The sequence below is a fragment of the Blautia faecicola genome, from assembly GCF_004123145.1.
Taxonomy (GTDB): Bacteria; Bacillota; Clostridia; order Lachnospirales; family Lachnospiraceae; genus Oliverpabstia; species Oliverpabstia faecicola.
The window spans coordinates 647875-672811 of sequence record NZ_SDKC01000001.1 but is presented as its reverse complement, the minus strand read 5'-3'; the positions used below and the strand labels follow the sequence as shown (position 1 = coordinate 672811).

Annotated in this window: 28 protein-coding genes; 1 reads left to right on the top strand and 27 read right to left on the bottom strand. The window is 42.0% G+C overall.

Features of this window, described 5'->3' with window-relative positions:
• Window positions 1-17 precede the first annotated feature (17 nt).
• The 27 genes from ETP43_RS03140 to ETP43_RS03010 form a co-directional block, all read right to left on the bottom strand.
• Window positions 18-1493: an RNA polymerase sigma factor gene (locus tag ETP43_RS03140; protein WP_129257005.1), complete on the bottom strand. Its 1476-nt coding sequence runs from the start codon at window positions 1491-1493 to the stop codon at window positions 18-20.
• Between the two features lie 124 nt (window positions 1494-1617).
• Window positions 1618-2559 (bottom strand): DMT family transporter, encoded by a 942-nt coding sequence (locus ETP43_RS03135; RefSeq protein WP_129257004.1) that lies wholly within the window; start codon window positions 2557-2559, stop codon window positions 1618-1620.
• A 240-nt stretch (window positions 2560-2799) separates the two neighbouring features.
• A complete protein-coding gene (locus tag ETP43_RS18255; protein WP_243114325.1) occupies window positions 2800-2958 on the bottom strand; it encodes an aspartate dehydrogenase in 159 nt (52 codons plus the stop codon).
• A gap of 116 nt (window positions 2959-3074) precedes the next feature.
• Complete coding sequence (locus ETP43_RS03125) at window positions 3075-3275, bottom strand: hypothetical protein (RefSeq protein WP_129257003.1); 201 nt, start codon at window positions 3273-3275, stop codon at window positions 3075-3077.
• 134 nt (window positions 3276-3409) lie between these two features.
• Window positions 3410-3748 carry a hypothetical protein gene (locus tag ETP43_RS03120; protein ID WP_022400248.1) on the bottom strand — a complete coding sequence of 113 codons (339 nt, stop codon included), beginning with the start codon at window positions 3746-3748 and terminating at the stop codon, window positions 3410-3412.
• A gap of 10 nt (window positions 3749-3758) precedes the next feature.
• Window positions 3759-4166 carry a helix-turn-helix domain-containing protein gene (locus ETP43_RS03115; protein ID WP_129257002.1) on the bottom strand — a complete coding sequence of 136 codons (408 nt, stop codon included), beginning with the start codon at window positions 4164-4166 and terminating at the stop codon, window positions 3759-3761.
• Window positions 4167-4299: 133 nt separating this feature from the next.
• A complete protein-coding gene (locus ETP43_RS03110; RefSeq protein WP_129257001.1) occupies window positions 4300-5517 on the bottom strand; it encodes a Wadjet anti-phage system protein JetD domain-containing protein in 1218 nt (405 codons plus the stop codon).
• Window positions 5507-6118 (bottom strand): SbcC/MukB-like Walker B domain-containing protein, encoded by a 612-nt coding sequence (locus ETP43_RS03105; RefSeq protein WP_243114173.1) that lies wholly within the window; start codon window positions 6116-6118, stop codon window positions 5507-5509. The genes ETP43_RS03110 and ETP43_RS03105 overlap by 11 nt, the downstream gene beginning before the upstream one ends.
• Before the next feature lie 38 nt (window positions 6119-6156).
• Window positions 6157-6468, bottom strand: a complete 312-nt coding sequence (locus ETP43_RS18250; RefSeq protein ID WP_334295486.1) for an HDOD domain-containing protein — start codon at window positions 6466-6468, stop codon at window positions 6157-6159.
• A 214-nt stretch (window positions 6469-6682) separates the two neighbouring features.
• On the bottom strand, window positions 6683-7177 hold the full coding sequence (locus ETP43_RS03095) for a DUF3368 domain-containing protein (protein ID WP_129257000.1): 495 nt from the start codon (window positions 7175-7177) through the stop codon (window positions 6683-6685).
• Window positions 7174-7464, bottom strand: a complete 291-nt coding sequence (locus tag ETP43_RS03090; RefSeq protein WP_022400253.1) for a hypothetical protein — start codon at window positions 7462-7464, stop codon at window positions 7174-7176. The genes ETP43_RS03095 and ETP43_RS03090 overlap by 4 nt, the downstream gene beginning before the upstream one ends.
• Before the next feature lie 652 nt (window positions 7465-8116).
• Window positions 8117-9109 (bottom strand): SseB family protein, encoded by a 993-nt coding sequence (locus ETP43_RS03085; protein WP_129256999.1) that lies wholly within the window; start codon window positions 9107-9109, stop codon window positions 8117-8119.
• 65 nt (window positions 9110-9174) lie between these two features.
• Window positions 9175-10803 (bottom strand): OmpA family protein, encoded by a 1629-nt coding sequence (locus ETP43_RS03080; protein WP_118635131.1) that lies wholly within the window; start codon window positions 10801-10803, stop codon window positions 9175-9177.
• A 21-nt stretch (window positions 10804-10824) separates the two neighbouring features.
• On the bottom strand, window positions 10825-11604 hold the full coding sequence (locus ETP43_RS03075; protein WP_022400258.1) for a hypothetical protein: 780 nt from the start codon (window positions 11602-11604) through the stop codon (window positions 10825-10827).
• A gap of 110 nt (window positions 11605-11714) precedes the next feature.
• Window positions 11715-13076: a serine/threonine protein kinase gene (locus ETP43_RS03070; protein ID WP_118635132.1), complete on the bottom strand. Its 1362-nt coding sequence runs from the start codon at window positions 13074-13076 to the stop codon at window positions 11715-11717.
• A 17-nt stretch (window positions 13077-13093) separates the two neighbouring features.
• Entirely contained in the window at window positions 13094-13783 is a 690-nt protein-coding gene (locus ETP43_RS03065; protein ID WP_164979582.1) for a PP2C family protein-serine/threonine phosphatase, read from the bottom strand.
• Between the two features lie 103 nt (window positions 13784-13886).
• Window positions 13887-14159 carry a DUF4176 domain-containing protein gene (locus ETP43_RS03060; RefSeq protein ID WP_022171892.1) on the bottom strand — a complete coding sequence of 91 codons (273 nt, stop codon included), beginning with the start codon at window positions 14157-14159 and terminating at the stop codon, window positions 13887-13889.
• A 19-nt stretch (window positions 14160-14178) separates the two neighbouring features.
• Window positions 14179-15315 (bottom strand): WXG100 family type VII secretion target, encoded by a 1137-nt coding sequence (locus ETP43_RS03055; RefSeq protein WP_129256997.1) that lies wholly within the window; start codon window positions 15313-15315, stop codon window positions 14179-14181.
• 52 nt (window positions 15316-15367) lie between these two features.
• Window positions 15368-15805 (bottom strand): hypothetical protein, encoded by a 438-nt coding sequence (locus ETP43_RS03050; RefSeq protein WP_118635135.1) that lies wholly within the window; start codon window positions 15803-15805, stop codon window positions 15368-15370.
• An 11-nt stretch (window positions 15806-15816) separates the two neighbouring features.
• Complete coding sequence (locus tag ETP43_RS03045; protein ID WP_158580536.1) at window positions 15817-16110, bottom strand: WXG100 family type VII secretion target; 294 nt, start codon at window positions 16108-16110, stop codon at window positions 15817-15819.
• 16 nt (window positions 16111-16126) lie between these two features.
• A complete protein-coding gene (locus ETP43_RS03040) occupies window positions 16127-16444 on the bottom strand; it encodes a hypothetical protein (RefSeq protein ID WP_022400264.1) in 318 nt (105 codons plus the stop codon).
• Between the two features lie 4 nt (window positions 16445-16448).
• Window positions 16449-17093: a hypothetical protein gene (locus ETP43_RS03035; protein WP_129256996.1), complete on the bottom strand. Its 645-nt coding sequence runs from the start codon at window positions 17091-17093 to the stop codon at window positions 16449-16451.
• Window positions 17094-17103: 10 nt separating this feature from the next.
• A complete protein-coding gene (locus ETP43_RS03030; RefSeq protein ID WP_022171897.1) occupies window positions 17104-17391 on the bottom strand; it encodes a WXG100 family type VII secretion target in 288 nt (95 codons plus the stop codon).
• A gap of 112 nt (window positions 17392-17503) precedes the next feature.
• Window positions 17504-17761, bottom strand: a complete 258-nt coding sequence (locus ETP43_RS03025) for an EsaB/YukD family protein (RefSeq protein WP_022171898.1) — start codon at window positions 17759-17761, stop codon at window positions 17504-17506.
• A complete protein-coding gene (gene essC, locus ETP43_RS03020; protein WP_164979581.1) occupies window positions 17758-22185 on the bottom strand; it encodes a type VII secretion protein EssC in 4428 nt (1475 codons plus the stop codon). The genes ETP43_RS03025 and essC overlap by 4 nt, the downstream gene beginning before the upstream one ends.
• The gene (locus ETP43_RS03015; protein ID WP_129256994.1) at window positions 22139-22351 is read right to left on the bottom strand and encodes a hypothetical protein; all 213 of its coding nucleotides are present in this window, start codon (window positions 22349-22351) and stop codon (window positions 22139-22141) included. Before ETP43_RS03015 ends, essC begins: the two co-directional genes overlap by 47 nt.
• Window positions 22352-22493: 142 nt before the next feature.
• Window positions 22494-23768 (bottom strand): NBR1-Ig-like domain-containing protein, encoded by a 1275-nt coding sequence (locus ETP43_RS03010; RefSeq protein ID WP_164979580.1) that lies wholly within the window; start codon window positions 23766-23768, stop codon window positions 22494-22496.
• 320 nt (window positions 23769-24088) lie between these two features.
• On the opposite strand from ETP43_RS03010, the gene ETP43_RS03000 reads away from it, so the two are divergent.
• Complete coding sequence (locus tag ETP43_RS03000) at window positions 24089-24889, top strand: MBL fold metallo-hydrolase (protein WP_129256992.1); 801 nt, start codon at window positions 24089-24091, stop codon at window positions 24887-24889.
• Window positions 24890-24937: the final 48 nt, after the last annotated feature.

Below are 24937 nucleotides of genomic sequence, written 5' to 3'. Positions count from 1 at the left end.
TCTCCTCCCTGTTTCTTTTACTCTCCTGCTCCGCAGACAGAGCAAACATATCCTCTTGTTACCACTTCATCGTATGCCGGTTCCTCCACCCAGACCTCCTGCGTCACCGCATCGTGATGAATGCTTCCCGTCTGGATCTTCTTACTCGTAAATCCGTTGTCATGGATCGCTTTGTGTTCCAGCGCACTGGTATTGACATCTGCCCCGCAGGTATCGCAGAACACATGGTATTCATAGACCGGTTCCTCATAGGCCTCCTGCACAATCTCCGTCTCATAATGCCCGGAAGCTTCATGGTGCACCGTCTCTGTCTGCTGTACCCACTGATGGGTATGCTGATCCGCTTCCGAAGTTGTCGTTGTCTGCTGACTTTCTGTACTGTTTGCATTTTCCTGTGCCGCAGATGTCGGTGCTGCCTGCCCATTATTTTCTGCTGATTTCACCGCTGTTGCAGATGCAGCCTGTGGTTTTTCTGCTGCTTCCGGCGTTACGGTAGGCTGTGGTGTCGCTTCCGGTGTCACTTCCGGATCATCCTTTTCTTCCTCAACGCCCTCAGCCCCTGAAGCCTGCGCCTCATCCGTTTTCTGATCGTCGGTTTCCGACAACAGTTCCTGTATCTCCTGTACCTGCTGGTGCATATCCTGGCTTCTCATCACTCCGGTACCGATTCCCACACAGACAACCGCTGCTGCAACCCCGGCAAAAACTGTTTTTCCTATCCCCGCTTTTATCAGAAATTTTGCTTTCGGTACCTTTTCCTGAATTCCACGAAGTTTCTGAAACAGATACATGAGCAACGGAATCGGCGCCGCCGTATACAGAAGCACTCCCTTTTTCTCCAGCTCGGAAATCTCTTTTCCAATCTTTTTTCTTGCGTAATTCAGACGGCTCTTCACCGTGTTGACGCTGCAGGATAAGGTTTCCGCGATTTCGTTTACCGACATCTGTTCATAATAGAACATCCCTACGACTATCCGCTGTCGATCATCCAGGTCTTCCAGGATCCTGTCGATCAGTTCTTTCGTCTCCGCCTGATCCACAACGATTTCCGGCAGATGTTCCAGCCGCTCATCCTGCAGCTCAGCAATGCTTTTTCCTCCTTCCCCGTCTGCCTCTGAAAATAACACCCAGTCTACTTTCCGCAGATGTGCCTTCGCCGTGTTAACCGCGATCTTTTTTATCCACACCGAAAATTTCTCCGGTTCTTTTAACTGCCGGATCTTTCTCAGGCATTTAAAATACGTCTCCTGCACAATATCCTGTACGGTATCTTCATTATGTATAAATACTTTTACGATATGGTACACTTCCGAATATGTGAGTGTATATAACTGTGTAAAAGCTTCTTTATCACCTTCGGCGGCTTTTTGAACAAGTTCTATACGTTCCAATTTATCTTCATTTTTATCGTCATCTGTAATCTGATTGTCTTCCATATTATGCTTTTCCTCTGTCCACTCATTGTATTTTCGCTCTTTTTTTTGAATAAGCATACCCCGGATCTGCCAGAAGCGTGTCCGGTTTTCTCTGTTGTATAGAATGTTTCTATATAATCTACATTATATAGATGCACAAAATGGCTTTTGGGTTTTATTTTTCTTGATTTTTTCCAAAAAATTATTCCTTTTTATTCGTTCCTCTGCAATTGACAATATAAATCCCCGCACACACCAGAAGCAGTGCTGCCAAACTGCCGGTATTAAATGCCTGTTTCACCTCTCCCAGGATCAATGCCGACAGAATCACACTGCACAGCGGATTGACAAATCCGAAAATTGCCACCTTCGAGACATCGTTCCATGCAAGTAGTACCGACCACAGCGTGTAGGCAACCGCTGAAACCATTGCGAGATAGAAAATGATCACGACACCCACCGCGGTAACATTTCCAAGGTGTCCGCCCATTCCGACACCGATCAGTGTCAGAACGATTCCTCCCATCGTAAACTGTGTTCCGCTGAGCACGACCGGGGATACTTTTTTCGAATAGATATTGATCAGAATCGTTGAGATTCCGTAAGCGACCTGAGAGATCAGGATAAATCCCTCGCCGGTAAGCGTAAATCCCATATCCAGCGATTTTCCCATCAGGTTGATCACAACCACACCTGCAAATCCAAGCACACATCCTGCCATTTTTCTCCCGGTCATCCGTTCGTTGCGAACGATCAGACAGGACATCAGGATTGCAATAAAGTTGCCAAGTCCGGTAATAATGCCGCCCTTTACTCCGGAAGTGTGCGCAACACCGATGTAAAAAAAGAAATACTGTCCAACCGTCTGCGCCAGACACACCGGAACCGCGTATTTCAGAATCGTCCGATCCGGAATCAGAACTTTTTTCTCTCGGATCGAAGCAAAGATCAGAACCAGAAGCCCCGCCAGCGTAAACCGAACCCCGGCAAATACAATCTGACTCGCCGTATCCGCCGCATCCACCTCCATCAACCGATACCCCGTCTTAATCACCGGAATTGCACTTCCCCATAAGATACAGCATACACACGCCAGAAGCGCTACGATTCCTGTTTTTGTTAATGTGTTTTTCTTTTGTACCATTTTCTTTCTCTCTTTCCTCTATTTCATCTGTATTTTCTTATACCTCTATCATATAGCAAAAACTGACAAATTCATAGCGACTTTTATGCAATTTTATGCATTTTCAGACAAGAAAAGTCCTGAACATTGGACATCTGATGCTTCATGTTCAGGACTTTTCTGATTTGTTTCTGTTGTAATCTTATTTTGGCTACGCCTCTTCCAACACAGCTTCCAGCCACGCTGTTTTTGATTCATACATCAATATTCTTTTTCAATCTCTCCCGTTATCCCATACATCTTTCTGAACTTTTCCAGATCTTCCGGGCACTGGAGCAGCATGATTTCTTCTATTTTTCCGTTCTGCAAATCTTTAAAACCTACAACCTGTTCTCCAGTACAGATGCTTGCACGGATGATTGGTTTTTGATGCTTTTGATTCTATGATTTTGCTATTTCTTTCTTCTTAAATAAACTCATAGTTCTCTTTCCTCATGAAACGGTATTATTTTTACATCCGATATTCCGAGGATGACTCAGATTACAAACGGCAATTCCGGTAATTTGTTCTCCTTGAGCATCTTCTCCAACATCCCTGCAAATCCTTTCGGGTCACGGATCTGGCACTGCATGTGGTTACATCCGTCAAAAACCGGGAAGTGGAGTTTGCGTGTTTTATCCCGGATAAATGCTTTCGTGTCATGCCTCTCCAGATAAATTCTCCTTGTAGCACGCATACAATTCCCACCTTTGCAATTATTTTTAACACATTGTAGCATAAAGAAAGTGGTCTTACGACCAACTTTCTTTAACAGTTTCGGGGTGATTTTGTTAAAAATCATTGCATTTTATTTTGCTGCCTTGCCCTTGTCTATAAACCAACTCTCGCCAGGCACACAACCAGCCCGATCGCACCAACCGCCAAAAATACCAGACCGATTCCCGCAGCTTTTTTCTTTTTATCCATAAGCTGTAACTGTTTGATGTCAATTGCATTCCGTGGATATTTTCTTCGTCCGATCAGATACAAAAGCAAACCGCTGGAATTATTTCCATTCGCTGCAAGCATTCCCCATAGTTTCGGATGTTTCAGCCCACGGGCGGCTGCATCGATCACCGTCACCTGATAAATCTGATAAATTGTTTCCATTGCTCCGACAATTGCAACTGCAGCAAAAATTGCAGCTAAAGTAATTCTCCATTCCATCATAAAATCCTCCTTAGATACGTTTGATCATCTGATAAAGCAACACGGACGAACTGGCAATTGCCAGACAGAATACCACAAGTAAATAGTAACTTCTGTCAGGCAAAAACATGCTCAGCGTGACCAGCAGAATCACCGTAATAATGTTCAGCAGGATCGCGCCGATCAGTTTCCGCGTGCTCTTGACAACATTTGTGCTTTCTTCCAGATGTTCCATCATTTTCTCGTCTCCCTTCAGTAATTCGTCAAGACTTATGGAATAAAGGTTACTCAACTCGATCACGCTGATAATATCCGGATATGATTTTTCATTCTCCCAGTTAGAAATCGTCTGTCTGGACACATTGACTTTTTCAGCAACGCTCTCCTGAGTAAATCCGGATCTCATCCGGGCGTCCTTCAGTTTTTTCCCAATTTCCATATTTTGTTTTCTCCTTTCGGGAACATCTTTGCACATTCCACGTTTTGTGTCTATCAAATGGCTTTTACATGGAGGATTTTTCGTGTCAAAATTGTTTTACATTGCCTGTTTTTCTCATACATAGCCGAAAACATCACAGGATACTTTCCTGCTCCAGCTTTTTCCCATGTTCTTTCATGTACCTCAAAATCGGCCATACGTTCTCATACGCCTCACTGTTCAGCAAACTGTCCATTCTTTTCCTGTCATTCTCCGTCAGTTCTCTCGTATATTGTTCATATTGCTCCAGCTCTGAGATTCCCATCTTATAAGTAGTAAAAGGTATTCCCGTACGTCGGCAAAGATCTTCGTAAATTTCAAATCCACCTACATCGATATCTCCAAAATGAAAATACTCTGCCTCCGGAAATACCTGATACAATTTTTGTAAGAATTTTCTTCTTACTGCATTATGATAACCGCCAAGATAAATCAAAACACTGTCCGGTTCTTCCCAGCGAAAAAATGTCGTCAGATTTTCTATCGTGATAATCCTTTTTACTGAAACATCCACCTTCCATTCCAGACCGTCCAGATCTTCCCCTGACAATCCGATTCCCTGACGAAGACTTCTGAGATCTATGTCGTATGCCTCCGGTGTTCCAATCCGCAACCTTCCACTTCCCTTTACATACACGTAATTGGGGGTACGATAAATACCATATTCTGCCAGAATAACATCATTATCCATATCTTCCATATCATCGGAAAATCTGCGGAAAATTTTTCCGATCAGACCGGATTTCTTTTCCAGTTCCTTACTGTCCCCAAAACATTGTACTGAAAATTCACGGATATAAATTTCTTTCTGATTCGTTTCTATTTTGTGAATGGCTCTGATTAACCGCCGGCTTCCTTCTGTATCATCCAGATTTAGATATTCCTTCACCGTTTTTCCCTGTTCCAGCCGCTTCATCAGCCAACAGATAAAGTTTCTCGCAACCGGTGTGCTACATTCCGTTTTCAGTTCCTGTAACACCGCCAGCTGCGCCTGCTGCATCTGTTTTTCCGGAACCCGTCCCAGATGGCGATAGATTTCATCCACTTTTTCATCGCACAATACTATTTTCTGCAGAATATGATTTTTCTTTCCCCCTTTCCATACGGAACAAGTATATCCCATTTCTTCCAGATGTCCTGCTGTCCCATGAATTTCTTCATAAGCCAGTGAATTTTCATCAAAGTATATCGGCATGGTTTTGGGAGTTATCGGAAAAGCGATATGAACAGCTACTTCATTTTCCCCTCTGGATAACCTGCTTCTTTCATAAGAATCCAGTAAGGTTTGTAAAATTCGTTCTTCATATCTCATGGCAGTATTTCTCCACAAAACTCACTTTTTCATCTGTCATTATCAACAGCGTTTCCTCCATAGAAGGACCAATATACTGAATTTTATCTGGTGGTGCGGCAATAATAAGCTGTAATGGCAGACGATTCATAAACTCCAGTACACCACTGATCCGCTCATCGTCCATATTGTTAAATGCCTCATCAAACATCACCAGTCCTGTCGCTTCTCCTCCAATACTATTGGTATAAAGCTGTACAAAAGATGCCGCAACTGTCACATAGAACGGAGTCTGTGTCTCACCACCGCTCTTTTCTTCACGGACTTTGGAATAGTAAGAAAAAGTTCCATCTGAATGGATAATTTTTATATCATAATCCATATAGGTCCGATAATCGGTAAATTCTGCCAGCGTTTTTGAACTGCTTTCATTATTTAATGCCAGACGTTCAAACAACTCATCAATCACTTCTTTATGAGTTTCATGAAAGATACCGCTGAAAATAGATTCTCCCTGGATCACATTAAAATCATCCATGATCATGTCATAATAATTTCTGTAATGTCCGCTTGGCATATAGATAAATTCATATCTTTCATTACTGAATGTAATATCTTTCAATGCTTTGTTTAATTCCCTGAATTCACTCTGTGCCTGCTTCATATTTTCCTGCAGTTTTGCAAGGAACTGTTCTCTGAACTCTTCCTCTGCGGAAACACGGGCAGACTGTACCTTTTCTTCATACTCCAGAACGACTTCATGTATGTATACCTATCTGAAACATGTCCGAGATGCCTCACTCCAAATTTTCTTCCTATATCATGCAACAACCCTAATATATACGCCTTCTCAGTATCCATATTTCCACATGCACCGGCAATTTTTTCCGCACAGTAAGCCGCTGTCAGACAATGTCTTCCCCAAGATCCCGGATTGCAAGACACGCCACCCAAAAGCAGATTTAATTCCATATTTAATTAAAACTTCTGCTAAATCTCCACTAATTTCGCTGTAACTAATTCATCGTAAAACAATAGCAGGCTACCTCTTTGATATACTTTCTTCTATGTAATCAAGTTAAGACTTGTTACTCCCGAATGAGCATATCGTATCAGTTACCTGCTATAATTTATGTGAACCGAAAATTTTTCAAATTCAAATCCGTACTTTGTAGACCAGCGATTTTTAGTTTTTCAATCTGCTTAACAGCATCTGATAATGTCTTTGCCCAATATGCCGTCCGGCACATTGCAGACCGTCGACGCATTCTCTGACCTCATCCGAAGTCAGTTCCTGTTCCTCATAAGCAGCCATAAGAATACCTATCGTGCCCATGATTCTAATCCCCATCTGAGCCGATACATTTCTTCCCTTTGCTTCATCCATCAACAACAGATCCGCTTTTAATTCATCCGCCAGAACAATCGCCTCACTCTCGCCCTGATCAAGCCCCGTTGCTCTTTTCAATATACTGGCTGATTCTGGATTATTTACAGGCTTCACTGCAATGAATTTCGTTTGTCTGATCTGATCCGCTTCCAGCCGAAATCGTTCATCTACTGTCAGTTCATCAAAAACTGCCTGTGGAATTAAAACATCACCAAACAATTTTTCCAGTAAATCTATACGATTGATTTTAAGAAGTGATATCAACGGTGTTGTATCAGAGACAACAATCATACAGCAGCCTCCTTCTTTTTCACTTCTCTAAAAGCATTCAATTCATCATCCAGATCATCCATCGTCATATCAAAATAAGAATATCCAAGCTTATCGTACAGATCAATCAACTCTGATTTACGTATTCCCAGAATTTCAGCCGCACGACCATGAGATATCGTCTGATTCAGTATATATGGATACAACAACAATGCATTTCTGGTCAACTCCATCTCTGGATTCACAGTTACCAGATATTTTGACATTCCTACCGGAACTTTAATCGTTACAGATTCAGTTGTTAGCATAGTATCACGTCCTTTCTATTGGAGTTCTTGATAGACTCAATTTCGATCATTCTTTTTCACTCGTCTGTCTTTTCTATATTATATCTATTCTCACAATTTTCCACAACCATTTTTCACTGCCAATATCTTCTCTGATATTCTTTCCACCATGTTTATTATATGGCAAAATCAGTAAAATTTAACGTAGATTTTTAATGTATAATATTCCAGCAAATACTATCCATATGCCTTTCTGATCTTCCTCAGTTTAAATTACTCATCATCTGAATACTTATTTTTCTATCAGACTGAACTCTACAAATTTTTCACCATCAGAATCTCCCCACCATACGTTCCATCATCATATTTATTAGCGTGTGGAATTCTGCCACATTCGTTAAATCCAAGTCATTTTTTCTATATCCATGAATATACGTTTCTGAGAATGCTTCATGCATAATCACATCCTTTTTTTGAGCAGGTTCATGGCTTCTTTTTACAATATAAGCATATCAAAAAAGCAGAAGATATCTAATCCATTTCGGAATAAATATCTTCTGCTTTTAAGTTAATGACATTGACATAAATGCAGGCTTTCAGCATTTCTTGTCACTATATTCTTATTATACACCAACAGCTATAAAATTCAACGCAGCTTATTACGTCAGAATTGCTATCTCTTATACATGGTTTTTTCTTCCCCATCATCGGCGTTAGGAATTCCTGTGCCGAGCTGATCCCAGTTCAATATAACAGAATCAGTAAACGCATTGATAACCAGACCAGTTAATACATATCGTGATTCTTTTGCCATATTAATCGCATCAGAAATATATACTTCTCTTTGATAAAATTTCTTCCCATACTCTTTCATTTCCGCTGCACTTGTAAACACAGGAAAATAATATCTTTCTCCATTTTTCAGAATATCCATCTGGTTCTTCTCGCTGATATAGGGAACCCATACTTTACTGGTCTTCAAAGACTCTATCATGTCATTTTCTGCAGACCAGCTTTTCTCTTTTTTATAAATATTCAGTGCTTCTTTCAAACTTTTCGATGCGCCGGTTGAAACAAAACCATGATTCTCTTCCGGCTTCTTCTGCCAGTAAGTTTCGTTATTGGCAGCCTGGGATGTATGATATTGCGCATATGCATTATTCTGCGTTCTTCCGTCTGTGCTGTTTCCAGCAGGATTTCCCTGATTGTTTCCAACAGAGATTTCCTGATAAAGTTTCCATTTTTTATCGATCCGGATCGCACCAACTATAGAGAGTAAAAAGGATATAGCACCGATGCCTACTGATCCACCTGATGTAATTGCCAGAAGTACATATACCAATTCTATTATAGCCAGAATATAAGCCATTGTTGTTGTTTTCTTTTTAATTAAGAGAATTCCCAGAACAATACTGACAACCATAAACAACAAATTGAGCTTTACTGCTCCCATCTGGAACAAACCATCAAGGCTTCCTCCATTCCGAAGTATGCTTTGCGATATGTGTCCTATACTCGATAGAACGAATATACCTGATACGATAGATACCACACCTGCCCAGGTAAAAAAGGAACGGATCTTTTTAAAATTAGGTAATGCTGTAAATTCTTCCTTGGTAAGCCCCTTTGGAAGTGTACTGAGATCTACTTTTTGATTTTCTGCCATTTGTATTTACTCCTTTTATGTCTGCTCGTATTTCCAATTGTACTTTTTTATATTTGCTTTTATCTCTACTCTGTCTTCAGGACATATCTGACCTCTACGCGCCTGGATGCTGCAGCGTCTTCTTTGCCTTCTCCGTCCAGAATAAGATTGTTTTCTCCATTACCGACAACTTCGATAACATTCGCAAGTTCCGGATAACCTGCCTTAATATAATCTGCAACAGTCTGTGCTCTTTCCTCAGAAAGTTTTAAATTGTAAGCCTCGTCGCCTGCAGAATCGGTATAGCCCTCCACTACGATTGTGGATACCTTTCCTTCTTCTATCGCACCGGATATTACCGGTACATAGGCTGCAAGGAACTGATCCAGATAAGCCTTTCCCTCATCTGTCAGCTTCGACTTGTCCAAGGCAAACAGCACATTATTATCCATCTGTACCGTTCCCGTTGACTCATCGATCTTCGCAGAATCAAGACCCTGCTCTTTGAAAGCTCCCATGAGTCCGCTTGAGACCGCTGTCTGGTTTTCTTTCAGTTCTCCCAGCTCCTGTTCACTCATACTGCTCACATCTGCATCTGTCGCCAGATTATCACTTAATTCACCATTCCAATAAGCAGTAGAATCATAAACATAAGGATACCATTCGCCATCCACACAGATGGACAGACCGCCATCTGCTCCTCCATTTGGCCGGGCAGTGAGAAGAAAAATACCCGCGAGTTTTCCCCCTTCGCCTTCCTCGGATTCTCCAAGATCGTAATCATAGCGATAGGTACTGTCCCAGGTAAGGGCAAACTGATTACCTTCAATCTGTGCTGTTACATTCTCAGCTCTTTTGCCATCTGCCCACTCAATAGAAGAATCATAACCTTCTTCCGTACTCATAGTTATGTGAACGATTCCATCATATCCTGCTGTAGAATTCTCAGCATATCCCCATTCGTAAATTCCTTCATTCTTTTTTTCCGCATAAAGCATAGAAAAAGATTTAAGTCTTGTACTTTTTCCATCCTTAGACAAAATCAGATCCAATCCATCGAAGCCATAAGAGTATTCCGTCCATTCCTCGCGGTCCTGCACATAATACTCCAGCTTCGTTTCATCCTCTTCATCCGTAATCAAAGCTTCCAATCCCATATAGAGTTTGTCACCAACTACTTCATAGGCAAACTGGAAGAAATTATTTGTGGAATAAGAATATTCTCCATCTTCACTGTATTTTTTTCTTTCGACAAAGTTGACACGCATATGATTATATTGCCAATACTCATGCAGTGCGCTGATCTGCTGGTCTGTCAGCCCCACCTCATCTTTCAATTCTTCGTCGGTTTTTCCGGCAAGGTCCGAATTCAGAAAATCAGTATCTGCCTGCAGCTCTACAGGGAGAATCTGTACTTCGTATTCTTCCGAATCTGCAAGCTGCAAAGTCATATAGTCATAATCATCTGCATGCTTCTCCGCATAGGAACCATCTTCATCTTTATACTCTTCTTCGTTCCGATAACTTCCGTAAAGCATATAAGCCTGCGGATCTGACCCCAGATTCACCAAATCCGTTATTTCCATTTCTATATTTTGGGTTTGCATACTGACACTGCTACTACTGCTCTCACTACTATTCTTAATACCGGTTCCACACGCCGTAAACACCGCTGTGGACATCAAAAGGCCGAACCATACACAAAACTTTTTCATATCTTTCCTTTTCCCTTCAGCTTACTCCGTATAAACACTAAAAAACTGATCCGCCTGATCCACAGCATTCAGATCTGATCCCAAAATATCGATAGCTAACAGATAACGGGGATCCTGTTCGTTTACCAAATACACAGTCACACCATAAAAAGGAACGTCATAGTTTTTAAATGTGTATTGTGCCGCATAATGTTTCTCACCTAAAAATGTGATTTCTTCCACATTATTTTGAAATTCTGTAATCTGTGCATCTTCTCCCACAGCTTCTTTAATATCTTCCTCAGTCGCCACTGAATTCTCCGCTATGGTCTTTTCTTCATCCCACACACTTGTATCATCTAAAGCTGCAGCATTTTGAATGTTCACTCCAATATAAGTATCCTCATCCTCTGCTTCAAAAACTGTCGCGCTGCCCAGTGCTATCAGCGATCTTATCCAATCATAGGTGCTATCTGCATTAGAGGCTTCGATGGTATCCGCGTTTAGTTCGAGATTCGTTCTCTTTTCCAATGTATACGTATCCGGGAGGGCAATTGCAAAGCCAAAGGATGGGTTCTCGTATCCCTGGGATACATACCTTCCGATCATATCATTGCTTACTTTATCCTCCTCACCGGCAGCATCTGCTTCGGATTCGTCACTTGCATCTGTCTCTTCCTTTACAGATCCCATCAGTCCATCATCTGATTTTGATGATATATTGTCAGGTGACATCTTAATTTCTCCACATCCTGTTAACCCGGATAAACACAGACACCCTGCCGCAATAAGTGCAAAAATTTTATCTTTTCGATTTCTCATTCTCTCTCTTCCTTTCTTTTCCTGTAAATGTTCAGTACACTCGCAGGATGCTACCTGCTGAATAATTCCCTTGGCTTATCTTACGTTTTAAACCTTTCCACCCGCTTTCATCAGATATCCTCATTTACAAGGAGCAAAAGTCCCGGTATCATACCGACCCAGGTAGCCGCTATCTTTAAGCCGTTGCTGACCGGCTCCCGCCTGTCTATTCTGTTGAGAATTTTCTTTCTGATAGGGATACACCATAGCAGACCAATGCCGAGAGTACAGACACCCATCACAACTGTACAGATATTCAAAGACTTCCGTATCGCTTTCAGTTCCTTTTCATCCGGATAAGCACCTTCCAGCACAGCAGGTTCTGCTCCTGTATTCGCTTTTCCTTCTGTTCTATGTGTTGTAGTCTTTCCTGCATCATGAGTGACCTCATTTACGGAATCCCATCCTCCATGATCATCCTCACCTGCGGAACCCCATTCTCCTGTCAACTCATCTTTACCACCTGGTGGTGTAGGATCTTCATATGGCTTAGGCTCCGGTATCACCGGCATGCTTCCGTCAGTCTGTAATGCAGCCAGCGCCTGATACATCTCTCTGGCAGAAGAAAATCTGTCTTTTGGTTCATACGCACATGCTTTCAGAACAATATTCTGTAATTTTCTGCTTCCATATTTGGGTGGTGGCAAGGGATCACCTGTCACTCTTCTCAGCTGTGCCTGCTCGTTTTCTTCATTGCTGGGTATATAATCCGCATCGATAAAAGGGCGCTTGCGGTTGTTCAGCATCCAGTAAAGAACCAAGCCGAGACTGTAAATGTCAACCTCTTTCCCATATTCTTTTCTTGTAATTACTTCCGGTGCCATATATCGATCTGAGCCGGCAATCGTCGCCTGAGTTGTGTGATACATAGTTTTGGCAATTCCGAAATCGCCTAATTTATAATCTCCAAACTCCGATACCATAATATTTTCCGGCTTAATATCTCTATGTACGATATGTTTAGACTCACAAAGTATAAGCGCAGAGCAGATATCCATTCCGACTTTTATAACCTTTTCTTCCGGAATACTTCCTGCATACTGTTTGATCAACATAGTTAACGGGGTCAACAATTCCATCCGGATAAAAACATCCCATCCGATCCCGTCTTCATGCGGTTTTGTTGCAAAATCGTCGCAGCTGACAATATTCGTCTGCCCCTTAAACGCCAGCATGATCTGATACTCATCGACATACCGGTGGAGCATATCCTTATATTTGTTTCTTACGCTGACAATATCGTAACCATCTGTAAAATCCGCTTCAATGTCTTCTTTATCCTTGGGGAAAGAAATCACTTTTATGGCGGCATCTTCCATGACACCTGCAGAATTTCGCTGTGCCTGATATACACTGCCGTAGCCGCCCCGTCCCAGCTTTTTTACAATCTTCCATCCCTGCCAGGGCAGCGACGGATATCTCTCCTCTTCCATTTGCCTCTCCTCTGATTCTATCTGTTTATTTCCAGTACGATCGCTGTAATATTATCCTTACCGCCTGCTTCTAAAGCCGCTGCGAGGATTGTATCTACACACTTTGCCGGACTTTGCGTCTGCAGCAACATAGTTTCCAAAAACTCTATGGACACCATGTCACTCACACCATCACTACATATAAGAAAGCGATCTCCTTTTTTAAGCTGCAGGCTGTCCGCATATGGGAGCACGCGCACTTCCTCAGGATCCATTCCCATATACTGTGTCAGATATGGTTTTCGTCCATGAATCCCATTTTCTTTCATATAGGCTTCATCGGTCTGATCTTCGGAAATCTGCTGAAGTTTCCTGTCTCGTAAGAGAAAGCATCTGCTGTCCCCCACATTCACAGTCCATACCTGACTGCCTGTAAAATACAGTCCTGCCAGAGTAGATCCCATCATCTCTGCATTCAAACGAAGGGTTTCCTTAAATATCCTGTCATTTACGTGGGTGCACATTTTTTCCAGATAGTCTTTTTTATCTGCAATATCAGCTGCTTCTTCTGCATTCAAATACTGCTCTGTTGCCTTTGCAGCCATATAGGAAGCAATTTCACCATATTCTCCGCCTCCCATACCGTCAAAAACAGCAAAGAACCGATCCTTTTTTAAGGAAAAGCTTTTTTCCAGGATACTGCCAAGTCCATTGTTATCGCTTGCCATATAGCGGCCCGCGAAGAAAAAATTATCCTCATTGTTTTTTCTTCTCCTGCCTGTATGACAGCCACAGGCGGCAGAGATTCTCCCGAAGCCTGTCATTATGATACTATTCATCATTTTCATCGGTTTCTTCCAACGCAGTTCGAAAAACCTGCAATTGTGCATCTACAAAACCTACGAAAGATACGTTCTCGATATCCTCCTGCATAAAAAGGAACATGGTTTCTGAATCGATATAACCTTCCGGATAGGGAATCGCGATATAATCGTAGGTTTTTTCATCCCCTTCCATTTCAACCTCAATGCCAATTGTCATTAGCTTCTTTGTCGCACCTTTTAAAGTTACGACACTTCCATTTGGTAATAATTGCTTTGCCATTTTATTTTCCTTTCTCCTCTTAACCAAACGCCAGATCTGCTATTGTACTGCCAAGTTTGCCTGCTGACTGAATCGCTTTCATCGCACCTGTGACGACATCATATCCAAAATTACCTACAGAGGTTGGATCTATGCGAAGCACAGTCTTAATGATTCCATCTTTCTTGTAAAGTTTATGTGTATTTTCGATCACGTCCTTCATGTGAATTTCTCCCCACACCTTTGACGTTCCTGCGGTACCGGTTATTGCGGTTTGAAATTTTCCAAAAGATTTTCCAAGCTGATCTACACCATTTAAGAAAGAAACAATGTCCACTCCTGTATAGACCCAGTTGCCCATCTCTTCTCCCAGCTTCTTATCTCCAAAGAGGGCTTCTCCCGTCTCTCTGCCTTGTTTTACAAGAAATTCCTTTAATAAATTTGTATTACCGATCTTGTTAAAGTCGCCGGTATAGGTGTATGTTGCATCCATCATGGCATTATAAACATCATTACCGGCACTAAGCGCAAGGCAGGTAGCTACCGGAAGTGCTGCACCACCGGAACCTGCTACCAGAGCTACCGCACCGGCAATTTTGATGACACCTTCGCCGACTTTTACAGCGGCTTTACCATATTGAAGAGCTTTATAAACAAAGCCTTTCTCATCATAGGATTTTTTTATTTTTGCAACAGTCTTCTTCCCCTTTTTAATAACTGCTTTCGATACTCCTGCCAAATCTGCTTTCAATGAGTCCAGAAAACTGTCTTTTTTCTTTTTACTTTTTACTTTTACTTTCTTGGATGTCTTTTCGGCTTTCCTGTAATCCTCTATGACATCAATCACACCTTGTACCTGCCCGGAACTGATTCCCGCGCCTGCTTCTCCTCCAAACACCTTAACAAGAGACTGGTCTACCGACTGCATGGTTGCGGCACTGTTTTTCGCCGCAGCAGCCCCGCTGGAAAGAAGCTCTGTAATACCTGTGAAACTTTGCTGGGCACTGCTTATTTTTCCTGCGAAATTATGTGCTAACAGTTCACTCCAATGATTGTTTGTATCATTCAAGGTACCTGTAACCTTTGAAAACAGGGCTTCATACTCTGCTGTCAGATTCTGCATTTCACCAGCCTGCGCCAACAGGGTTTCCGGATCTAATATAATTCTGGATGCCATTCTTCTCCTCCTGTCCTTACAAATGTACTCCCGGAGTCTTTCTGAGAGTACATTACAGTTTCAAGCTTGCCAGCTCAATCACGGAAGACAACTTAAAATCTTCTGGTCCGCCTGATTTGCAAATCGGCATTACCCCTTCCGGGAGATTACTTGTCCTGTTTCCGGCTCCGATCGGCCGGATCGAAAGTATGGATCCAATCATACTTTCGACACTGGTAAACATTTCTGATATATTTTTCTCATCTGTCGTAAAGTTCTCTGCAACTATTTTCATGACATTTGCAAAATTTCCAGATTTCTCACTGATTTTCAAAATCTCCCGGGCATTCGAATGGGTGTAATCATTGATAGCATCCCTCTCTTTGCAATTCCAGTTATTATGTTCCGTGATGGAAGTCAGAATTCTTGCAGCCTCCTCCACTTCTCCATAAGCATTTGCAATGGTCTGTGCAATTTCCGTAATCGTCTGTGGATTCACATCTATAATCATCTTCTCATCTCCTAGCATCCCCTGATAGCACTTGCACCTTCCTGATCTCTTGATGCAAATTTTGTCCTGGCAGCCTCCATATAGGAGATAAATTCCTGTAAAAGTTCTTTCATCTGCCCTGCTTTTTGCATTCTCTCTGTCATAATATTAATATACGCCGTGCTTGCCTCTCCCTCCCAGGAAGAAGCAATCTGTGCCAAAAGTGACTGCGTCCGCGCATTCAAAGAATCCAGTTCATTCACATAAGCTCTCATAGAGGAAATATTATTCTGCAATCCATCTGTGTCGATTCTGATATTAGCCATGTCGAATCCCTCCACTCTAAACCATATTTTGTGATGCCATAATCGCCTTAAGCATTTCATCCTTTGCCTTATACACAGCAAGCACATGGCGAATATAATTTGTTGTTTCTTCCAGATTATTATCGAGCCTTTGAATCTGGTTGATCAGTTCCTGAGATTTATCATAAATAGCCTGTGCCGTCTGGCCTTTCGAATTTGCCCCTTCTGTCTGCGCTGCTCTCAGGCTCTGCAGTGCATTTTGCAGGATAGCCTGTGCCCGCTCGATTTTTCTGATATCCTCTCCGGCCGCGACATCATCAATCGTTATTTTTCCATTTTCATCTCTGTATGCCATTTTTTCAGTCTCCTGTCAGAATCTTTTTTACCTGCTCACAAACGACATTTTTTTCAACCAGGCGAAGTATCTTTTCCTCTGCCTGTTCCGGATCCATTTCATAGAAATATCCGCCTTTTTCTGCGTAAAAATAAAGACAGGTATCCTTTCCAATATGAGTACCTTTCAGAATGATACTTCTTTCTGCCTGGTCAGTCGCGATATATGCTTCTTTTTTCTCCGTCTGCACATTGTTTTCCAAAAGGGGAGAAAGCATCCTTTCTATCCCCTCTTTGTCCTGCACCCTGATCCGGTACTCCTGTGACCGGCACTCTACGGATGTGATCCGATTCTCCATATGATGAAATTTATAATGTACAGATTCTCCGACCTCTTCCCGCAAGATCAGTTCCGATTCATACATTCCCTGATAAAGAGGCTGTAATATTTCTATACATGCCGGCTCTACTTCCAGGTTGCCCAGGAAATCCTCCTGGGCATATCCCTTTCTTTCAAGACTATCCAGAATTTCCTGTTCTTTTATTTTCCCCCGTTTTCCAATATCCTTCATAGCGGCAATATAATCATAATCCAGATATTTTCCGCCGCTTACTTTTCCGATATAATAGATTTCTTCCGGGGACAGTAGTAATTCCTTCATTCTTTCCATCGCTCATTCCTTACTGACCCATGGATGCTGCAAGTCCTCCGTCAGTTTCCTCCATAGTATTGGCAGCGGTATCCAGCTTTTGTGCAAAGCTTTCCAGAAGTTCTCCAAAAGCCGTAAACTGACCATTGTAGCTTTCAAAATTTGATACATAAGCTGCTGCAGCCTCACCTTCGAATACGCCACTCATACTGTTTACGATTGTACGCATGCTGCTGATACACTGTTCAAAATTAGCTTTTTCACTGCGAAGACTTGTTGCGTTGCTTCTCATTTCCTCTGGAGTTACAATAATTTTCATTTGATTTCCACCTTTCTTTGATACGTCATTTCTGACTTTTTTATTCTTAAAAAACCTGTAAGGTTTTTAAGCTCCTGTCATTTGCTGATTTCTTTATTCCGGATACATTATTCTATTTGTATCCCTGTATTTCCAGGATATCTCCATTCCATACACACTCTTCCAGTAAAGAATTCTCCGGGTTTAATCTTCTACCTGTTCTTTTGTCCATAAAGCTGACCTTTTCCGGGTCAAACCAGGACAATGGATCCAGTCCTTCCAGCGAATCTGAAATATCCTGCATCAGATCTTTGATTTTCTGATGAACAGGAAGTTCCAAATCATATTCTTTTTTCTGATTTATTCTTATTGTGACTATGATTCGATTCATCTCCCTGCCTCCTGACTGTCTATGCACTTGATTTTCCTGCCGCCATTATCTGCAAAAAAGATTCCAAACCCTTTCTCCAGCTCTGCATTTCTCTGGCTTTGCGCAAAATTATTTTTATAAAAGCCTTCGTAATGCACTGCCGTATCAGACAACGCCAGAGCAGTTCCGGAAGATTTGAGATCCACGCCGAGCTGATCCTGCGTATAAAAATTGAAAAGATCGCCCTGCCGGATCCCACAGAGAACCAGCACACCATAGCCTTTCGTCTTTGTCATGATCCGGTGCAGCTGCATCTGTATATCATCCGGTAAGCTGTTACATTCTTTTATGTCATCAATAAGCAGGATGATCCAGGGTTCTTTCTCGATTTCCGTCGCAGCTTCTTTTCTTCTCTGCATACGACTCATCAATTCCTTTAAAATCTGAGCGAATACATCCTGTACTTTCTCGACTTCTGACAATCGCGCATAAGCAGTTCCTTTCTCCTGCAGCTTCGCCAGAGATTTTTTCTCTGTATCCAGACAATATAAAAGTGTATTTTCATCCACTTCCAATACCATCTGCCCTATTCTCTGAAGCATTGTGCTCTTTCCACATCCAACTCTTCCGGTAACAGCCATTGCCGTTGTTTCTCCCGGTTTTACATAAACCGCTTCTATGCTCTCTGTATCCAGTCCAACGGCTATCCCCTGCTCGCTGCCGCTGAGATCTGCCATGCTTTTCACCGAAATACTTTCCGGAAGAACCGGTATCTTCAAAGCCGGCTTTCCTCTCCAAGCTTCTGTCATGCTTTCTGCTTCTGCTTTCAGCGCCATTTCCCGCTCTTTATCATTTTCTCCCGGTTCGTACATTGCCTTCTGGAAATTGATCAGTTCCTGATTTACTTTGATCAGAGCGTTACCCACTCTATTCGGTAATCTTGTGTCCCTCACCTGTCCTATCAAAGTGCTGTATTCACTCCGGTCGGCCTGCATGAAAGAAATTGCCCCGGAAACATTGGCTGTCAGCTTATAAGGCACGCCTGTATTATTTACACCTGTATAAACAAAATAGATTCCTTTTGATGGTCCCTCACTGAAAAGACGAACAAATACGTCTTTATAATCCTGGTTTGACTCCAGAATGCCACTGAAGCGGTCGATCAAAACAAAGACAGCCGGCATCTCTTCACTGACCAGTTCCCGGTAAGCTTTCAGAGAATCCACTCTCTCCTGATTGAAAATTTTTCTTCTCTCCTCCTGAAAACTGATCAGCATATTTATGAGCTTGCCAAGCTTTTCTTCCTGTCCGGATCCCACAACGCCTCCTACCTGCGGGAAAGCCTCCATACCGGCCATATCTGCAATGATATAAAGATGTATATCCCGGGGAGAATACATGCGGCATAAAGATGTTGCAATTGTCCGAAGCAGAGATGTCTTCCCTGTCTGGGGGCTTCCAAAGACCCCAAAATTGCCTTCCTTCAGGAAGTCCATATACTGTACTCCCTGCATCTGAAGCTCCGGCCTGTCAAATATACCAACCGGCACCGATAACCATGGAGCCTCTGTCATCTCCCATTTTTCTCCGTCAAAGCTGCCTTCCACCGGCAGCTTCTTCCAGCTGAAGAGATCCGGAAGTTCTGTTTTCCACGGTGATGGCTGTTTCTCTATACCTGCCGCTTGGGCTGTTTTCGCTATATAAGCTATCACAGCCTCAATTTCTTTCTTATCCGAAACAAATCGTGTATGATTTTCTTCTACTGTTTTGATGCGCGAACCATCCATGGTTACATAACGCACTTCCAAAGCACCCTGTTCTTTATTTTCCCGATAAGGAGCACCGGACCAGGCGGATTGAATCAGTGCGAAGGTTTCTGCCTTTTCGGAGGTTCCAACCCTTACATAAGCTCTTCCTGCCTGTGTGATCATGGCCGCATCCGGTTCATGAATCATCACCTTACTGGCGGCAGCGTTTTGCACCTTCATACAGATCTGATACTGGGTATTATTCCAGGTTCCCTCATCTACCGCATCTGCAGGACTCTGGGTAGCCAGAATCAGATGTACTCCCAGAGAGCTTCCCTTTGCAGCTATGGAATCAACCATTTTCTTGACAACCGGTCTTTCCTTGATCAGCTCTTTAAATTCGTCAAACACAATCAGAAGCCTTGGTACAGCTTCCTGAAATTCTCCCTTGTGATGCCCTTTTATGTACTCCTTGATATCCTTGGCACCTACCGAAGCAAAAATGTCTTCTCTTCGCCGCAGTTCGTACTCCAGAGATTGCATACATCTGTCAATGCCACTGCCAACATCTGTAATAATCCCACAAACATGTGGCAGTTCTTCAAGAGCATATGCCGTACTCCCGCCTTTATAATCAATCACTACAAATGAAACATCTTCCGGATGATAATTGCAGGCAATGGACAAAAGCCATGAAATAAGTAATTCACTCTTTCCTGATCCTGTCATACCTGCCACAAGCCCATGAGAGCAGTGTCTGTGAAGGGATAAGGAAAACAGCTTGCCACCCTCTCCTTCTCCTAAAGGTGCCGTGATATTCACAGCACTGTCATTCTTTTTCCATCTCTCCAGTACGTTCAGATCCCGCACCCTGTTTACATCCATGCATTGCAGGAAGGTAAGCGAAGATGGGATCTGTCCCCTGGCAGCGGCATCTTCAGCCTCGATCGCCGACATCTGTCTGCAAAACGCATCAAACTTTCTCTGCGAAATCGGCGGATCCATAGTAAACCACATTTTTTCATCTGCTCTGTATTTGTAAAAAGCAGTAGCCGTCCTGTCATCATAAGGATCGTCTACATTTACGATATACTGACAAAAGTTCGGCAGATAATACTGTTCATCATATAAAAAGATTGTTGAGATACCCATTGCAGGATCATTTTCGGAAAGCATAGGCAGAAAGCACTCCGTTTTTTTCCTGGAAGCAAAAAGAAAAATATAATGTGGAACCGGACTCATCCCGTTTTTCCATTTTGCCTGAAAATCCGGATCTTTTCGTTCCGCAAGGATACTGTTTACTTTTTCCCGGAATTTCGCATAAGAATCCACATGGTCTTTTTCTCCGCTTAGTGTGGCGCTCTCGAAAGATTCTGCAGTAAGTGGATCAAAACTCAAGTATCTCGTCTGTAATTCATCATCCCAGATATGCGGAAGCCAGCGCATAGATTTCCATTCTTCCTCTTCTTCCGGATCAAAAACGCCTACAATACGAACGTCTCTAAAGAAATGTAGTGTGGAAAGTGAAACCAGCAGATTCTTCAGTAAGTCTGTTACCTTGCGTCTGTTTCCGATCACACCCACAGAACTATACTTTAGGAGATCCAGTCTGGCAGGAACATCATCTACCAGATGCGTCTCCTGTATAATCCGATCCGTTAACTCCTCCAGTTCATCCCTTTCCATATGAAAATCGTTGACATCCGTAGGAGGCTTTACCTCTACGCAAAGAGGGGCGTACCCGGCTCCCATCCTGACTTGTAAAAAGTCTGAGTCTGTCGCTGTTCTCTCCCATAAAGAAGTCGACATCTTATTTAAAATTGTTTCACAGATTTCCGGCGCAGGATTCTCCTGATTCGTGATTTCTCTTTGCTTTTCTCCAATGGCACGAATATGTGCTTTTTCTCCGGCAATATAGTCCGCATATTTCCGGAAGCGTTCTTCTTCTTCGACCATAAGCATCTTACGTGCTTTTTTATTACTGTTTCCAATCAAACTCCCAACAGGAGAAATCATCATCGCCGCGCGCATAGCAAGCATAGCAGGAGAAAAAGTCGACATGGCAATGGATGCTCCCGCCATGGCACCGCTGCTTAAAAGTGGCAAAAAGTTCGCTTTTCTGATAGAAAATTTTTGTGGTTTATTGGGTAAATGCGATAATCTCACCTCATCCACAGGCAAAGACTCTCTGATTCTCGGCGAGCGATGGTATATAGGATATCCCTTCCGCGTAGAGACAATATCCGTCGCCATCCCGGGGTGATTGATCTCCTTCTGATATTTGAATTCCGGTGTTTCATGAAGGTTATAAAAATATAGTCTGTTCTCCTTGCAGATCATACGCAGATCACAAATGTCAATTTCGTCCCCGGATTTCAGCATTGCTTTTTTCACGGGACTTCCATTCAGATAGGTGCCATATGTGCTCTCCAGATCCTCTATTCGAATTCTGCCTCTTTCGGCTGTGATAAGCAGGTGATTTCTGCTCACATAGGACTCATTCAGAACAATATCATTCTTTTTAGATCTTCCAATATGAATCTGACACTCATAAGGAATAGCATATGATTCCGGATATTCTCCTGTATCCCTTGTAAAACTTACTTCTATCTTCGGATATCCGCAAATGTGAACTAATCTGGCTTCTTCGTTAATTTCCTTTACTGACAGAGGGATTGTCTTTGCAGTTAACTTCAATACTTGTTTTTTTTTCGTTAAAACACATCCCAAGCTGCCCATCTATACCAAGCTCTGACATCGGAAATAAATCTTTTTTTCCGGATCCAAGGGTATATTTTATTCCGCCTTCTATATTCACTCGATATAAGTATTTTTCAGTTAAAATTGTAACTACATAGTTCATATTGTTCTTTCGATTCCTTCCTGCAGGTACAAGATATCTTCTCTCTGTTTTATTCAGGCATCGTAGCTGTTCAGTATCTTTACAGTTACAAGCCCAAATGTCTCGCGGGATACTACCTGCCGAATAGTTATCCGACATCTTTTCATATCAGGTTCAGCAGAACTTCAAGCTTCCTGTTTTTCGGGAACGCCGGTGTTCCATCTTTTTTCATAATTTGCCAAACCATGAAATAGATACCTTCGATCGGTGGAGTTGCAAATTCCACTTTGACGGAGATCCGTTCACCAGGCATAACACGTTTTTTGAATGGTACACATAATTCTCTTTTTGCGTACGAAAAGTTATCCCCATTGATACACTCTAAATAATACTCATTCCATATAGTTGTTCCTGTATTTTCAATGATCCATGTATGCGAATGCAGCTTTCCCGAGATACTTGTGACCGGATGCCGGGGTATTTCTTCTATTACCTTATAATTCCCGCCATTTTTTACCCGGGATATTTTCTCATCTTCCAAATCCAATACCATGAAATGTAATCCTAGTCCTAATCTGTCCGGAAAAGCCTCATTACCATTACCATCTTTCATTTTCCAGTTCATAACATAAGTTCCGGGTGTTTCCGGTGCATAAAACGATACACTGGGAGACACCTTATCCCCCGGGTAAACAATTTGGGGGAGAGGAAGGATTCTGTTTTTTTCGTCTAATTCAATCACAGACTGGTTGCATTCGTAATAACGATTTTCCCATAAAATATTACCCACATTTTTCATTACCCACGTATGATTTATTATTTCTCCGGGAGATACAATGCCCATATCCGGTGGGTATTCATATTGAAATAATATGCCGTCTTTCTCTGTTGAACTATTACTATCCTCTTCTTCCTTAAAATGTATATTATGTTCCCGATTATATATATACTGTATATAAATCTGATTAATTTCTTTTGGGAAAATGGCCAAAAGGACATAAAACGTCAGGACGTTTTCCCATCTTGTTTTCAGGCGGTTCGCCTCAGTATCAAACAAATATCTTCTGAGATTTCTGGAAATCTCAACTTCTTCTTCATCTATGATCTGCAAAAATCTGTCATTCATGCACTCTTCAGAAATCTGACCGGATAAAAGAGTCTTCGCTTTTCCTTCTATCCTTGAAATAGTCCATGGATGTTCAAACAAATATGTACGCAATGCTGCAATATACCGTGCTTCTTTTTTACAATCTGAAAGGAATCTGCTTCTTCTCGCTTTGTCATTCCAGATTTTATAATTAAGCCATCGTATTTCTATCGGAAGAAGTTCTTCGAAAAACTCTTTTTTCGAACGATATTTGGGAGGAACCTTCCAAACGGATGGGAGTTTTCCACATTTACCTGGATAAAAAATCTCATAAACTTCTTTTAAATTCATTCCGGCTGCCCTCTCTTTATTATCAGTAAACGCGATGGTGCTGAGCGATAGTTGTATTCTATCATTATAAGGTTGTATTTGCATTGCTTTTTAAGTTGTAAAAATTATTTGTTCTTTGGCTTTATTCTCCGGAATTCCATAAAATGCTTCTCCGATATATACTGAATCTGTTCCATCATCTTCTTGGCAAAAGAGGAAATATACTCCCGCTTAAATTCTTGCTTTTTTCTTGCGATTGCATTAATGATTCAAATGCTATACAATTTTGAATATATTCGCTAAAATAGAATCTAATTTCTACAGAAAGCGAGGCACACATCATGAAACTTACTATTCTAGGTACCGGCAATGCCATGGTCACGAAATGCTACAATACCTGTTTTGCTATTGAAAATGATGGTCACTATTTTCTGGTTGATGGTGGCGGTGGCAATACTATTATGAAGCAGTTAAAAAATGTGGATATTGACTGGCGGGAAATCACAGATGTCTTTGTTACGCATAAACACATAGACCATATTATGGGAATTGTCTGGATTATGCGTCTGTTTGGTCAAAATATTGCAGAAAAAGGTCTGGAGCGGGAACTGAATATTTATGGGCATGAAGAAGTCATTCATATCCTGCACTCCATGGCAGAATTGCTCCTTCAGAAGAAACACTGCGCTGCCATTGGCAAACAGATTCATATGATTAAAGTAAAAGACGGAGAAGAAAAAGACATTCTAAAACATAAAGTAACCTTTTTTGATATTCAATCTACTAAGGCAAAGCAGTTTGGCTTTTCCATGGCCTTAGACGATGGGGAAAAATTAACCTGCTGCGGTGATGAACCATTTAACCCTTGTGAGGAAACATATGCCAAAGACAGCAAATGGCTTCTTCATGAAGCATTCTGCCTTTATGCGCAAGCTGACAAATACCAGCCCTATAAGAAGCATCATTCCACGGTAAAGGATGCCTGTGAACTGACTGAAACCCTACAGATCCGGAACTTGATCCTGTATCATACCGAAGATGACACACTAAAGCATCGGAAAGAGCTATATACAAAAGAAGGCTCCATGTATTACCATGGAACCCTCTATGTCCCGAATGATCTGGATAAATTTGAATTATAAATAACGCTCGTATAACATAAGCAACAATCCACTTTTCTTTGTTTCCAA

Coding starts and splice junctions, on each gene's coding strand:
- ETP43_RS03140 (WP_129257005.1), bottom strand. CDS start 1,493: ATGCTTATTCAAAAAAAAGAGCGAAAATACAATGAGTGGACAGAGGAA.
- ETP43_RS03135 (WP_129257004.1), bottom strand. CDS start 2,559: ATGGTACAAAAGAAAAACACATTAACAAAAACAGGAATCGTAGCGCTT.
- ETP43_RS03125 (WP_129257003.1), bottom strand. CDS start 3,275: ATGCGTGCTACAAGGAGAATTTATCTGGAGAGGCATGACACGAAAGCA.
- ETP43_RS03120 (WP_022400248.1), bottom strand. CDS start 3,748: ATGATGGAATGGAGAATTACTTTAGCTGCAATTTTTGCTGCAGTTGCA.
- ETP43_RS03115 (WP_129257002.1), bottom strand. CDS start 4,166: ATGGAAATTGGGAAAAAACTGAAGGACGCCCGGATGAGATCCGGATTT.
- ETP43_RS03110 (WP_129257001.1), bottom strand. CDS start 5,517: ATGAGATATGAAGAACGAATTTTACAAACCTTACTGGATTCTTATGAA.
- ETP43_RS18250 (WP_334295486.1), bottom strand. CDS start 6,468: ATGGAATTAAATCTGCTTTTGGGTGGCGTGTCTTGCAATCCGGGATCT.
- ETP43_RS03095 (WP_129257000.1), bottom strand. CDS start 7,177: ATGATTGTTGTCTCTGATACAACACCGTTGATATCACTTCTTAAAATC.
- ETP43_RS03090 (WP_022400253.1), bottom strand. CDS start 7,464: ATGCTAACAACTGAATCTGTAACGATTAAAGTTCCGGTAGGAATGTCA.
- ETP43_RS03085 (WP_129256999.1), bottom strand. CDS start 9,109: ATGGCAGAAAATCAAAAAGTAGATCTCAGTACACTTCCAAAGGGGCTT.
- ETP43_RS03080 (WP_118635131.1), bottom strand. CDS start 10,803: ATGAAAAAGTTTTGTGTATGGTTCGGCCTTTTGATGTCCACAGCGGTG.
- ETP43_RS03075 (WP_022400258.1), bottom strand. CDS start 11,604: ATGAGAAATCGAAAAGATAAAATTTTTGCACTTATTGCGGCAGGGTGT.
- ETP43_RS03070 (WP_118635132.1), bottom strand. CDS start 13,076: ATGGAAGAGGAGAGATATCCGTCGCTGCCCTGGCAGGGATGGAAGATT.
- ETP43_RS03065 (WP_164979582.1), bottom strand. CDS start 13,783: ATGGCAAGCGATAACAATGGACTTGGCAGTATCCTGGAAAAAAGCTTT.
- ETP43_RS03060 (WP_022171892.1), bottom strand. CDS start 14,159: ATGGCAAAGCAATTATTACCAAATGGAAGTGTCGTAACTTTAAAAGGT.
- ETP43_RS03055 (WP_129256997.1), bottom strand. CDS start 15,315: ATGGCATCCAGAATTATATTAGATCCGGAAACCCTGTTGGCGCAGGCT.
- ETP43_RS03050 (WP_118635135.1), bottom strand. CDS start 15,805: ATGATTATAGATGTGAATCCACAGACGATTACGGAAATTGCACAGACC.
- ETP43_RS03045 (WP_158580536.1), bottom strand. CDS start 16,110: ATGGCTAATATCAGAATCGACACAGATGGATTGCAGAATAATATTTCC.
- ETP43_RS03040 (WP_022400264.1), bottom strand. CDS start 16,444: ATGGCATACAGAGATGAAAATGGAAAAATAACGATTGATGATGTCGCG.
- ETP43_RS03035 (WP_129256996.1), bottom strand. CDS start 17,093: ATGGAAAGAATGAAGGAATTACTACTGTCCCCGGAAGAAATCTATTAT.
- ETP43_RS03030 (WP_022171897.1), bottom strand. CDS start 17,391: ATGAAAATTATTGTAACTCCAGAGGAAATGAGAAGCAACGCAACAAGT.
- ETP43_RS03025 (WP_022171898.1), bottom strand. CDS start 17,761: ATGAATCGAATCATAGTCACAATAAGAATAAATCAGAAAAAAGAATAT.
- ETP43_RS03015 (WP_129256994.1), bottom strand. CDS start 22,351: ATGAACTATGTAGTTACAATTTTAACTGAAAAATACTTATATCGAGTG.
- ETP43_RS03010 (WP_164979580.1), bottom strand. CDS start 23,768: ATGAATTTAAAAGAAGTTTATGAGATTTTTTATCCAGGTAAATGTGGA.
- ETP43_RS03000 (WP_129256992.1), top strand. CDS start 24,089: ATGAAACTTACTATTCTAGGTACCGGCAATGCCATGGTCACGAAATGC.